Here is a 13,450-nt window from a genome sequence, read left to right as displayed (position 1 = left end):
TGTAGTTCCATTGTCTAAACTAAACTGGTAATCATTATTACCCGAAGTTACATTCACGGTTAATGCACCGTTTGAACCATCGTAACAAACTACCGGTGTTACAGTAAAAGCAACTGTAGATGGGTCGTTTAAAGGAACACTTACTGGTATACAGTTAGTTCTTGCTATGTTGATTTGTACATCATCTATAAAGTTACCTACAGTTCTATTTCCTCCAGCAGTAGACACTGCGTCGAAAGCTATAATTGTGGTAGATTGTCCAACAGGAACTGTATAGGTACCAGTATAAACTCCCCAAGCTGAGTTTCCATCTGACATTGTTTCAACCACAGATGCCGTAGCTAAGTCGTCTCCTATTTTTACGGTAGCCACATCAGTACCGCTTCTACCTCTATGAGCAACAGACCAAGAAATTACATCTCCTGGTTGTGTGCAGTACTCTTGATATAATGAAGAAACCGCATTAGCATTTAATTCTGCAAAAGAATTTCCTTCGTGTGGAGTTACTCCATTAAACCCATTATACCAAATTTCAATTAAGTTATCAGCTGCCGTAGAATCCCAACCAGGTACATCGTCTTCATTTATTAACCTATAGGTGGTTGCTGTTTCTGTAGGTTGTTCGAAACCTCCATTTTCAAATAAATTAGCAGTACATCCACATTCATTACAATTTCTACTATCTCTGACCATTACAATATAGTCTGTCGCTCTTGGCGGTACATTTGTAAAAGTTGGTGATGTTTGCCAAGTAGCTCCACCATCAATACTAAATGTATATGGAGGGATTCCTCCTGTTGCTGAAGCTGTTATGGTTCCTGTGGCTGTATTACAGGTTATTTCTTGAGTTACTGATGCAGACAAGGTCAACTCAGTTGGTTGCCCAATTGTAACATTTCCTAAGTCTATCTCACACGTTTGACCTCCATCAGTTTCTCTTATTGATACATTGTATGTACCTGCGGCTAAACCTACAACTCTATACGGATTATCGGCTGTAATCGACCACGTAATTCCTCCATCTACAGAATATTCAAAACTTCCACCAATTACATTGCTAGCTGAGATTGTTACACTTCCGTTATCTGACCCGAAACATTCACTATCTGAAGAAGCTATAATACTACCCGAAAACTCTTTATTACTTTCAATAATAAAATTAACCTGTGTACTACAATCTTGCCCCTTATAATATACTAAAATCTTATGAGGCCCTGGAGCTAAATTAGGAAAGTTATTAATGTTGGTTGTTGGTCCGTCATCTAATGAATATTCAAAATTATTTTTTATTTCAGAGGCTGGCCCTAACACCACATTTCCTGTTCCATTACAATTATATGTTATTGCTGGCACTAAATTAGGCGCATTCGGAGAATCTTCAATCGTAATATCTCCAGGTATTTCATATACACATCCATTTGCATCTCGTATATACAAACGGTAAGTTCCTGGAAGTAAACTATTAAATACAGCTTCGGCAGATCCTCCTGAATCAAAAGAGTAGTAATTAATACTTGTTACATTTCCACTAGTATCTACTGTACCTATACCGTAGGCATAACCTAAAGTTCCTCCAGTTTCATTAAAAAACCTAATTTTTCCTCCTGCACCACAATTGTAATCTCTTTCTTTAACTACCTCTGCACTAAGTGGTTCAGGCTCTGTTATTTCAATATTTGAAATTTGATATAAACATTGGTATGCGTTCTTAGAAGCCCTAATGTATATAGTATAATTTCCAGCTGATAAGTTTGAAAACGTTCCACTGGTGTACCAATCTGTATTATTTATGCTATACTCTATAGCATACCCTAAATTATCACTAGTTTGAACATTGATAATTCCATCATTAGCACCATTACAAGTTACATCTGTTTCTGAATGAGTAAAAGCTAATTCTGGCTCTACAGTAATTTCTACCGGGTCTGAAATTGTATAACAGTTATTATCATCAATAACAATAAATCGATATATTCCTTCACTACCAACAGGCACATTGTAGGTGTATGGGTTTGTTGCTGGTGTTAAAAACGCAGTATTAGGAATGTCTGATGGGTTTGTATATAAATCTGTTCCCTGACTCGTCCATACAGCAAAATTATAATTATTACCTGACGATGTGTCTAATGTTCCTCCACTTGCAGTTAACTGAATAATTCCGTCTGAACTTCCTGATTCGCAAGTTATATCTTTAGTTTTTAATGCTGTAAGTAATAACTCATCTGGTTCATTAATAACAATCGTTTCTGTAGCGGTACACTGAGGTGTTGTAACTCTCACTGTGTAAGCCCCACCATCTGTAACATTAAAAGTAAAATCGTTATTAGCAGTTGGACCTTCTATTCCTACTACACTTCCACCTTGTAATAACTCGTAGGTATAATCTCCAGAAACATTATTTACTTGAACTCTTATTTGTGCTGAATCATTAAAACACTGCATAGGTGTTGTAATGACGTCCATATCTATGTCATTTTCCTGAATATTAATAGGAGGAAAAGTATATGTACATGAAGCAGCAGACGCACTACTTACACGAATTGAAAGGTTATAGTTTCCTGCAGCTGTTAAATTTGAAAAAACATTACTATTTTGAAAAGGAGCATTATAACCTCCTGGACCTGTTAAACTGTATTGATAACCTGCTGGTATATTGTTTACTGTAATAGACCCATTGTTACCACATAAAATATCCTGTGTAATAAAGGAAGGGTTTAAAGTTGCTTTGTACACATTGAAGTAGTAACTTTTAGGGCATCTTCCATCATATAAAACATCTAATCGATATTCTCCAGCATCTGCAAAGTTTCTAGAAAATTCTCCGCTTCCTACCTCATTCCATGTACAGCCTGTATTTATATTAGGACATCCTGATTCTGTTACATCGGTACAAGAAGATTCATCCAATTTAAACCATTGTACTGTTGTAGCTGAAGAGGTATCAAATGGTAAATTAATAGTTCTAGAACCACTATCACCACATAAGTAAACTTCAGCTAACTCTTCTCCATTACTTGCACAAGTTAATACTTGGTCTGCAAATGGTTGTAATGGATTTGGTTCTGAATTATATCCTACAACATGTATGGTTTCTTCAGCATTTATACATCCTGATGCTACTGAGGCTATCTTATTAACTGTGTAAGTTCCTTCATTAGTTACATCAAAAGATGGTACTGTGGTAGTTCCTAATAAGGTTCCTGAAGCATCTCTCCATTCGTACGATTCAAATCCAGCACCAGCAGTTAATGTTATACTTCCCCCACACATTACTTGTGTGGTTTCAAAAGAACACCCACTTGTATCAACTAAAAAGTTTGAAGTACCAACTATACCAAAATTACAATCATCTAATCCCGAAAAACTAGGCTCATTATTAATAACTACTCCTCCTCTAACTCCTTCGTATCTGGCAAAAGCTTGATTTCTAACTTCATTAGAACACACATCTCTTAATTGACTACAGTCTGTTACTACTTGAACGTGCATACGAATATTATAAAGGGCACCTCCCTCTAAAACCATATTATCTGGTACTGAAATCTCTAATTCAGCTCTATTATCATTAGCTGCGCTTGGTGGATCGTATGCTGTTATAGATACTCCTGGAGGTAAATCTATATCAAAACGTGTTCCATCTGGAGCAACAGAGCCATTTGGTGCTGTAGTTGTTAATAAATCTACATTTTTTGGTAATCTATCTGTAATTATTGTATTTCTTGCATGATCTGTTCCTACATTTTGAAAGCTTATGTTATAAAATAATTCATTTCCTAAACCTACAGGTGTGCCTTGTATATCATTTCCACTAGCATCTTCAATTGTTTTAATTAATTGTACTTTTGGTTCTATGATTTCAACAGCCAAGGCATTTAAAAAAGGCCAGTACACATCTCCACTAGTTGTAAATTTTACTTCTGCAGAAGTTTGTCCGTTGGTTATGACACTGTTATTAGGGTTACTTAACTGATATAAATCTGCATCGAAACCTAAGGTGTTTTCACTATCAGGGGTTCGTGATGTTACATATTGATCATACCTAGTAATACTACCATTAAAAAAATTACCACTTGGATTTGTATTAGGAGTAGATTGATTTATAAAATTACCAGCTGTATTTTTAATTTGAAATCTATCTCCATATATACTTCTATCTCCTTCTAAGGCTGCGGCTAATAATGTTGCTCTAACTGGTGCTGGATTCGCTGGGTTTGGCCCTACAGGTACTGTTGTAAATCCAGAATATGATAAATTTACATTATTCCCATTACGTACATCTGCAAAACCATCAAAAATAGATATGTTTTTACTTGACTCTGTTTCGTTTTCATAAACTACGACCATTGTCCAACCTCCAGAACCTCCTAGACCACCTGAATAATCTCTTCCTCTTGTTGCTCTAATGTTAGCTGCTACATAAGTACCATTATGCCCTTCCGGGTTTACAGTTGCTAACCCTTGAATATCTGAAGTAATGTCTTTATAACATATATAAGCAACACCATTATCATAAATTAGCTCCCTCTTTGTAACATCACTCGCATCTGCTTCTATATCTTGATAATTTCCTCCTGGTAATTTGAATTTTATTTGATATGGATTATATCTCCTACTTTCTCGTCCCCCCCAAGTTTCGTATGGATAAACACCAGCCCAATACAATCCTGCATATACTACTCTAGAACAACTTGGTAAGTTTAACTCATCTGAACTTGATGAATCTGTAGAAGAATCCCCATCAATGTCAATATACTGCATATTAACAGTTCCGTTTGAACTAGATCCATCGTAAGGGTCTTCTGGGTCATACCCCCATTGATCAATACTTAAAACATTATTGGCTATAAACGTAATATCACCTTTAATATTAATACCTCCTGAACTTCCATCTGGCTTAACAACTCTCTGATCAAAATAAGGCGTTGATGGCGGTCTTAATGCCTTCTCTTTAGGAAGCCTTTTTATTAGTTTTTCATAACCTACCGTCTCATCTAAAACTACTTGTGATGGTTTTGATGTTGGTTTTTGTTTCTCCTGAGAAAAGCAAAAAAAGGTTTGTAATACAATTATTAGTAGGGTAATTATTCTCTTCATAATATCAATTGGGGAAATTAATTAATCAAGTTCTTTTATTTTATTATATTATTTAATTTGAATGATTGCTTTACGATCATAAAAAGCACCATTTAAATTTGTATTGTACATTTTAATCGCTTCCGATCTATCTGTTGTTTTAAATATATATATATGCATGTAGCCTGTTTTTGGATCTACAAAATAATCTGCATCTATGTCATCGTTTCTTAATTCATCTACATTTCTATCAGCTAATGCTTTCTGAGAATTTACGTATACTCGTAAATAATATCCGGGCTCAACTCCTTCGGCCTGCATCGGATAAACCCTCGCTGGTGGTTGAGTTTTTGGCTCTTCATAACTACTAAGCTCTCCTCCTAAGGTAATTTTAACTACGTACACAGGGTCTTTAGTAGTCTTATTAACCTTTATTGTAGAATTATCTTTTTTCTCATCATTCTTTTCAAATAAACGTGTTTTATCATTAAAATCGTCTACCTTTTCTTCTGCCTCCTCTTCTTTAGCAAACCTATCTATGTATACATAGTATAATTTTTTATTAGGTTCAAATACATACTTAGCTTCAATATCTAATCGGGCCCATTTATCTATCAAAGCTTCTGCATTTTCTTTACTTCTAAACTGGTCTGAAACCACATAATACATAGTTCCTCCTCCACCAGAGCGAGTTACAGTACTCTTACGCCATGGTTTATTTGATCTTCTTCTTAATGTGGTATCTTTTGTTTGAGCACTATCTTTAATAATTACTGTATTAGTATTGGTAATTACTTTAGGAGCCGGTTGATTTTTCAGTATTCGTAATACTTCATCTATCTTTTTATTTAGTATATCAATAGAATCCTGTGCTTGTTGAATCTCGTCAGATAAATCGTTATGTTCTGGGTTTTTATATTCTATTTCTTTTTTAGGTGTTCTTTCTGGAAGGTTTACTTTAATATTTCCTGTTCTCCTCTTAGGTCGTTCTCTTGTAAACCTTTTTTTACCAAAATTATAAATAAGTCCAACTTCATTTGTTGCTGCAAAACTACTTTTTTCGTAACTAAATCCTATCGCTAAATTTTCTGAAAGGTTTATTCCAACACCAGCTGAAATACCGTAGGTTTTATCATAACCAGCTTTTAACCAACCTGCTTTAGGTAAATCTATAATAGCATTGGCTCCATAACCAAACTCACCCTCTCCTGGTTTTCTCGCCATTGCTAACATTCGTATATCTGCTCCTTCAAAAAGTCCTTTAGCATAGGTAAGTTCGTATGAATACATTAAATGCCCTGAAAATGTTTTCTCTCCAAAAGAAGTAGCCATTTCGCTTTTTTTCATATTGAAGTCTAACAAATTTTCAAAAAACACGCCTACATCAAATTTCCCTATTGACAGGGTAATTGCTGGTTGAAAATTTACAACTGGTATGTCTTGATAATTAGCTATTTGAGGTTCTGGGTCGGTTGAATTTACTTTTACGCCGTCTGCACTTCTTCTACTGTATAAAAAGTTAAAACCAAAGGTTAAATCCATCGTTTCATTTAACTGCAAACGATGCGCATAGTTTGCTAGCGCACCGAAATCTTTAAACACTCCTACTTCTTGTTGGTAAATTGCCAAACCTGCTCCTACGTTTTCCCGCATTTTTCCTGAGTAGGCGGCTAAATACAATCTAGGATTGTCTTCAAATTCAACATTGCTATTCCTTACAATAGCCGAAATTGATGTTTTATTTTCTCTCAATGCAGAGAATGTAGGTACCGTTAAAAAACGATTAAATTTCATGAAGTTACGAGAGCTAAAACTATTGTATTGCTGCTCACCACCAGAAAATTGTGCTTGTACAACAAACACATTTAATACGAAAATAATAAATAAAGTAATTTTTTTTATCATCTAAATCTAATCTATTACCGATATAGTTCCTGCTTTTATCAATTTATCGTCCTTAATAATCTTATAGTAAAATATCTTCTGATTACCTAGACTTTCCATGGGCCAATCATTTTTATAATCGGTTGTTTTTAAAATTTCTTTTCCGCTAGAATTGTACAAAATAACTTCCACATTAGGTTGGTAGGCATAAGAGTTTGACAATTTCCACGTATCGTTAGCTCCGTCTTGATTTGGCGATACAATATTTGGAACTATTATTTGCCCATCTGGCTCTACCACCTCTACTGTTCTTATCACAGAACAGTCTCCTACCTTTACTGCTACTGTATAAAAACCTAAAGAGTTTACTGTTAATTCTTCCGTTGTTGACAACAAAGCTCCTGAAATATCTTCTCCTTGATACCATTCATAAGACTCTCCTCCTGATGCTGTTATAGTTGCACTTCCTCCATCTTCCATTACAACAATCTCAGAAGGTGTAATTGTTACTGCTGAATCATCAAATAAAATTACCTCTATCGGTGCTAGTTCATTATCACAGCCGTAGCCAGAATACTTCAATACATACTCTCCTACTTCTGTTACTATTAGATTTTGAGGATCAATTGGAGTAACATCATCTGTACCATCTTTAATCCATTGATACGTATAACCTGCTAAATAATTATTTATTGTATACGTTATAGAAGAACCCGCACACAATGAGTTAGAAGTTGAAGTGCTACTTATTGCTGGCACTTCAGCTAGCTTAATTATTAGCTCATTTGACGTACTTGCTATGCTATTAAAATTTACACTTAATGTGTACGTTCCATTATCCGCATATGAATTTACTGTATATTCATTGGTTGTAACTCCAGTAGTTGCGCCATCTTTATTCCATTCAAAACCTAACATTGCAATTTGATCCGATGTTAAATCATAATTATTCCCATCCTCTCCTTCAGCCACAACACCTACTATACTTAATTTCGTATTAGACGTGTTACACTCTTCATAATCTGTTTCTGTTCTAATTGTTGCGTTAAATGAAGTTACATTTAACAGTGTAAACTTTTCAGAATCTACAACAGCATCACAAGACGAGCCACTACTTTTAGTTACCCTAGCATAATAGGTCCCTGGCGTTGATGCATTTATACATAGTTGATTTCTAACAGCTGATCCCATTGTTGAACCATTTCTAAACCAATCAATTGTAACTTCAGCAGGATCTGCATCATGTGTTATACATAACTCCTTTGTTTCTCCTAGTAGTATAATTCTTTTGAGAGCTCCTTCTGTATTTACAGAATACCCTGCAGTGGTTTGTTGTTGCAGTACAACATTATTCGACGTTGTTGTACACGTTCCTGTGTCTATTTCTAAATAATAAGTCCCAAACTGTCCCGATGTCGGTGTTGTATAGGTTGATAAATTAGAGGAATGAACTAAAACCCCATCCAAATACCAGTTATAAGTTAACCCAGAACGATTTGTGTTTGCTTCAAAGGTATGTGACTCATCTCCACAAATTTCTACTGTTGAAGGACCTTTAATTTCTTTGGCTGCATTGTCTAAAATAATAACATTAGAAATTGTTGACTCTTTATATCCACATTCTCCATAATCAATTTTTACTTGATATTTTCCAGACTCCGTAACTTCCAATTTAGGCTCTTCTGTTGTGGTTAATAAAACATCATCTTTAAACCATTGATAAACTCCATTTAGATCAGTGTTTAATATAAGTTCAGCAGATCCACTTCCACAGAGTACAACATCGTTATAATTATTTAACACCAGGTCATCAGTAGAGAATTTGTAGGCTGCAAATGAATCTGAATCAGGTCCTATCATTGCTGGTGAAGTTGACACGAGTCTCAGCTTGTAATTAGTTCCATATGTATCGTCAGGTAATCTAAATGTTCTGTTAAAATTAAATGAAGAGTTTTCTGTTGTAACTGTCCCTACATTACTTGGAGCTCCCCAATTTCCATCTGCATCAGATAATTCAATCGTAAACACATTATCTGTATTAAAAGATGAGCCTGAATAATTAAATTCCACCGGGAAATCCATAACAGAACCACTGCAAGCACTCGCAAACTGTATTTCAGGCTTTTGTATAGTCTGAGACACAGCACTTGTTACATATAACGTAAACGCCGCTAAAAGTAGATAAATGCTTTTAGTGTATTTTTTCATTTAAGGGATCCTTTTAAAGGGGGTGTCAAATTTATAGTTTTTCTTAACAAAATTATAATAAAACCAATAAAATTAATAGGGAAATATATAAAATCTATTTTTAACAAGCAACTAAAGTTTTCTACCGCTTTACTTTACCTAAAAAATTAATGATAAAACAATACTAACCAACCAGTTAAATTCTCTAGTACTACAAACCTCTTCCTAACATTAAATCTTCTCAACTATATTAAAAATCCACCGTATATTTGCTATCTATTTTTTCAAATCATGACTCAGAAAATCACCATAGCCATTGACGGTTTTTCATCAACAGGAAAAAGCACCATTGCCAAACAATTAGCTAAAAAATTAGCCTATATATATGTAGATACAGGGGCAATGTACAGAGCTGTTACTTTGTATGCGATGCAGCAAAACTATATTTCTGAGAATCATTTTAACCCAGAAGATTTAATTGCTGATTTACCCAATATTTCTTTGTCTTTCACTTTTAATGAAGAATTGGGGTTTGCTGAAATGTTTTTAAACGGAACCAATGTTGAAAAAGAAATTCGAAGCATTGAAGTTTCTAAATTAGTAAGCAAGGTTGCTGAAATCTCTGAAATTAGAAAAAAGTTAGTTCGTGAGCAGCAAGAAATGGGTAAAAACAAAGGTATTGTTATGGATGGTCGTGATATTGGAACTGTCGTTTTTCCTAATGCTGAACTAAAATTATTTATGACTGCTTCTGCAGACAAACGCGCTACGCGTCGTTATAAAGAGTTATTAGATCGTGGTGACAAGGTGAACTACGAAGAAATTTTACAAAACGTACAAGAACGCGACAGAATAGATTCTACTCGAAAAGACTCTCCTTTAGTAATGGCTGATGATGCTATTGAGTTTGATAATTCTGACATGGGTCTTAAAGAACAATTTGAACGTATTATGCGTTTGGTTTCCACTAAAATTCAATAAAAACTACTTTTAATTATTAGTACAATAAACCCACAAAATTCTTGTGGGTTTCTTTTTGCTTTTTTTATGTAAAGTTGTAAATTTCTTACATGGAAAATCTTCAAAAAATAATCAACGTTACTCAAATACGAAAAGCAGACGAACACACTATTACTAAAAAGGGAATTACCTCTTTTGCTTTGATGGGACAAGCATCTTTAGCATTTGTAAAAGCCATTGAGCCTTTATTAAATCGCTCTCTAAAAATTGCCATTGTTAGTGGTGTTGGTAATAATGGTGGTGATGGATTTGCTATTACTAGAATTTTAAGAAGTAAAAAATATACTGTACAACCTTTTTTAGTTCAGTTTAAAGATACACTTAGCCCAGATTGTGATATTAATTTTCAAAAACTTGATGATACCATTATTATAAAGTCTATTAGTGAAGTTCCTGATTTTTCTGAGTACGACGTGATTATTGATGCTATTTTTGGTTTTGGCCTTTCCAAGCCTATTACTGGTTTTATAAAACATGTTATTGAAAGCATTAATAACGCTAAAAAAACTGTGTATGCTGTTGATGTTCCTTCAGGATTATATTGTGATAAGTTACCTGATTCAAAAACTGTTGTACAAGCAGATTTAGCCGTAAGTTTTCAACGACCAAAATTTTCTTTCTTTTTCCCTGAAAATGGAACGTTTGTAAAAAATTGGAAAACGGTTGATATTGGCTTAGATGAAGATTTTATTCAGCAACAAGAAAGCAATTATTTTATTCTGAACGATAAAATTGCTACTCTTTTAACATCTCGGTTGCGTCAATCACACAAAGGAAGTTATGGACATGCATTATTAATTGCTGGTTCTTACGGAAAAATGGGAGCTGCAGTACTTTCTTCAAAAGCTTGCTTGCGAAGTGGCGCAGGCTTGTTAACTAGTTATGTACCTAAGTGTGGGTATCAAATTATACAATCTTCCATTCCAGAAGCTATGTGCCTAACCGATGAGAATGAAGAATTCGTGACCCATCTCCCAGAAATTTCCAAATACGACGTTCTCGCGATAGGTCCTGGATTGGGTATTCATACCCCAACAGCTCAACTTGTAAAAAAACTACTCTCAGAAAGCAATGTCCCATTAGTTATTGATGCCGATGCCATCAATATCATTGCCCAAAACGAAGAATTGAAATCGTTGCTTCCTAAAAATTCTATTTTAACTCCACATATTAAAGAATTTGATAGATTGGTTGGAAAATCTGACACCTCAACGGAACGTTTTCAAAAGCAACTTGAATTTTCTGCAAGACATGAATGCATCGTGGTTTTAAAAAATGCATTTACTACTGTTTCTTCTCCTGAAGGAAATTTATACTTCAACACTTCTGGAAACCAAGGAATGGCAACAGGTGGTAGCGGTGATGTACTTACAGGAATTATCACAGGCTTATTAGCGCAAAATTACCCACCTTTACACGCTGCTTTGTTAGGCGTGTTTTTTCACGGAAAAGCAGGTGACGATGCCGCTTGTAAAAAAGGATACAATGCGTTAATTGCTTCTGATATTATTGATGCTTTACGAATAGAAAAAAGTTAGTTTTGTTTAGACGTTGATTGAACTACTACCGCTAATAACATTACCAAACCACAGCCTAAAGCATTTAACCACAAATACGGTAACCAATCGATATACCAAACTGCTATAATGATTAATTGTGTAATTATTGCTGCAATAAATACTGCATTTCCTTTTACATGTTTTATAAAAAAGGCCAATAAGAATATTCCCAGCACGTTTCCGTAAAAAATAGAACCAATAATATTTACAAGTTGAATTAAATTATCAAATAAATTAGCGACACAGGCGACTAAAATTGCCAAAATACCCCAACCTAAGGTAAACCACTTTGACATTTTTACATAATGTTCTTCGCTGTATTCTATTTTGGTATTTCGCTTATATAAATCAATAGCTGTGGTACCTCCCAAAGCATTTAGTTCTGATGCTGTAGAAGACATTGCTGCTGATAAAATTACTGCCAACAACAAACCTATCAACCCTTTGGGTAAATTATTCAGAATAAAGTGAATAAACACATAGTCTTTATCGTTTGTTTCTACCAATGGAGCTACTTTTGAAATAATAGTTTTTGCTTCTTCTTTTAGCACCTTATCTTGTTCGTTAAATTCTTGAAGTTGTGTTACGTTTGCAGGAGTTAACCCTTCAAAAATCAACGCTTTTTTTCTTCCTTCAATAAAACGATGTTGCTCTTCTAATTTTACATATTGTTCTATTGTTTCAAGGTTGGAATTTGCTATTGCTTCTCCTGATTTTGGATTGAAATTTAACGGTGACGGATTAAACTGATAAAATACAAACACCATCACTCCTACCAATAAAATAAAGAACTGCATCGGCACTTTTAACAGCCCGTTAAAAATCAATCCTAATTGGCTTTCTCGTAATGACTTTCCTGATAAATAGCGTTGTACTTGGCTTTGATCTGTTCCAAAATACGACAACATTAAAAATGTACCTCCTAAAATACCTGTCCAAACCGTGTAACGGTTATTTAAGTCCCACGAAAAATCAAGCACTTTCATTTTATCGGAAGCTCCTGCAATTTCTAACGCTTTCGTAAATGTAATATCATCAGGTAAATACTGTAATATCAAATAAAATGCGACAAACATTCCTGCAAAAATTACAGCCATTTGTTGTTTTTGCGTAACACTCACTGCCTTGGTTCCCCCAGAAACGGTGTAAATAATTACCAAAACACCAATAATGATATTCAAAGTAATTAAATTCCACCCCAAAACAGCAGACAAAATAATAGCGGGCGCAAAAATGGTGATTCCAGCTGCTAATCCGCGTTGAATTAAAAATAGAATTGCAGTTAAGGTTCGAGTTTTTTGATCAAACCTTCCTTCTAAATATTCGTAGGCTGTGTAAACTTTTAATCGGTGGTAAATTGGAATAAACACCAAGCAAATAATTACCATAGCGATTGGTAATCCAAAGTAAAACTGTACAAAGCCCATTCCGCTATGAAATGCTTGCCCTGGGGTTGATAAGAAAGTTATCGCACTGGCTTGTGTTGCCATAACTGACAAACCAATCGTCCACCATTTACTTTCATTCCCTCCTTTTATATAGTCTTCAACATTTTTACTTCCTCTGGTTTTCCAAACTCCATATAAAACAATAAACAATAAGGTTACCGAAAGAACAATCCAATCTATTAGTTGCATGGTTTATTTTGTATATATGTTAGTGATTATGTAAAATAACACGATGTATACTAAATTAGCCACTAAGACTAATGTATACTCTTTTTTCCA

General features: G+C 34.5%; 6 protein-coding genes. 2 read left to right on the top strand and 4 right to left on the bottom strand.

Annotated features, from left to right (window positions below):
* From ACN0WY_RS14680 to ACN0WY_RS14670, 3 genes are all read right to left on the bottom strand, one after another.
* Nucleotides 1–5,094, bottom strand: a 5,094-nt coding sequence (locus ACN0WY_RS14680) for a SprB repeat-containing protein (RefSeq protein WP_417800842.1), incomplete at its 3' end; no start/stop codon positions are given.
* A 48-nt stretch (nt 5,095–5,142) separates the two neighbouring features.
* Nucleotides 5,143–6,978 carry a PorP/SprF family type IX secretion system membrane protein gene (locus tag ACN0WY_RS14675; RefSeq protein WP_417800841.1) on the bottom strand — a complete coding sequence of 612 codons (1,836 nt, stop codon included), beginning with the start codon at nt 6,976–6,978 and terminating at the stop codon, nt 5,143–5,145.
* Nucleotides 6,979–6,984: 6 nt separating this feature from the next.
* Nucleotides 6,985–9,165: a gliding motility-associated C-terminal domain-containing protein gene (locus tag ACN0WY_RS14670; RefSeq protein WP_417800840.1), complete on the bottom strand. Its 2,181-nt coding sequence runs from the start codon at nt 9,163–9,165 to the stop codon at nt 6,985–6,987.
* 270 nt (nt 9,166–9,435) lie between these two features.
* Here ACN0WY_RS14670 and cmk point away from each other — a divergent pair, with 270 nt between their 5' ends.
* Together cmk and ACN0WY_RS14660 are read left to right on the top strand one after the other, a co-directional pair.
* Nucleotides 9,436–10,125: a (d)CMP kinase gene (cmk, locus tag ACN0WY_RS14665; RefSeq protein ID WP_417800839.1), complete on the top strand. Its 690-nt coding sequence runs from the start codon at nt 9,436–9,438 to the stop codon at nt 10,123–10,125.
* A gap of 89 nt (nt 10,126–10,214) precedes the next feature.
* The gene (locus ACN0WY_RS14660; protein WP_417800838.1) at nt 10,215–11,702 is read left to right on the top strand and encodes an NAD(P)H-hydrate dehydratase; all 1,488 of its coding nucleotides are present in this window, start codon (nt 10,215–10,217) and stop codon (nt 11,700–11,702) included.
* Here ACN0WY_RS14660 and ACN0WY_RS14655 read toward each other — a convergent pair.
* Nucleotides 11,699–13,360, bottom strand: coding sequence for a sodium:solute symporter (locus tag ACN0WY_RS14655; protein ID WP_417800837.1), 1,662 nt, complete (start codon nt 13,358–13,360; stop codon nt 11,699–11,701). The two genes, ACN0WY_RS14660 and ACN0WY_RS14655, sit on opposite strands and share 4 nt — an antisense overlap.
* Nucleotides 13,361–13,450: the final 90 nt, after the last annotated feature.

Origin of the sequence: Tenacibaculum sp. (genome assembly GCF_048269885.1) — a bacterium.
Lineage (GTDB): Bacteria > Bacteroidota > Bacteroidia > Flavobacteriales > Flavobacteriaceae > Polaribacter.
This window is presented reverse-complemented; position numbering and strand designations above follow the sequence as displayed.

What these genes read in the sequence shown, in the direction of transcription:
- ACN0WY_RS14655 (WP_417800837.1), bottom strand. Translation starts at nt 13,360, where the DNA reads ATGCAACTAATAGATTGGATTGTTCTTTCGGTAACCTTATTGTTTATT.
- cmk (WP_417800839.1), top strand. Translation starts at nt 9,436, where the DNA reads ATGACTCAGAAAATCACCATAGCCATTGACGGTTTTTCATCAACAGGA.
- ACN0WY_RS14660 (WP_417800838.1), top strand. Translation starts at nt 10,215, where the DNA reads ATGGAAAATCTTCAAAAAATAATCAACGTTACTCAAATACGAAAAGCA.
- ACN0WY_RS14675 (WP_417800841.1), bottom strand. Translation starts at nt 6,978, where the DNA reads ATGATAAAAAAAATTACTTTATTTATTATTTTCGTATTAAATGTGTTT.
- ACN0WY_RS14670 (WP_417800840.1), bottom strand. Translation starts at nt 9,165, where the DNA reads ATGAAAAAATACACTAAAAGCATTTATCTACTTTTAGCGGCGTTTACG.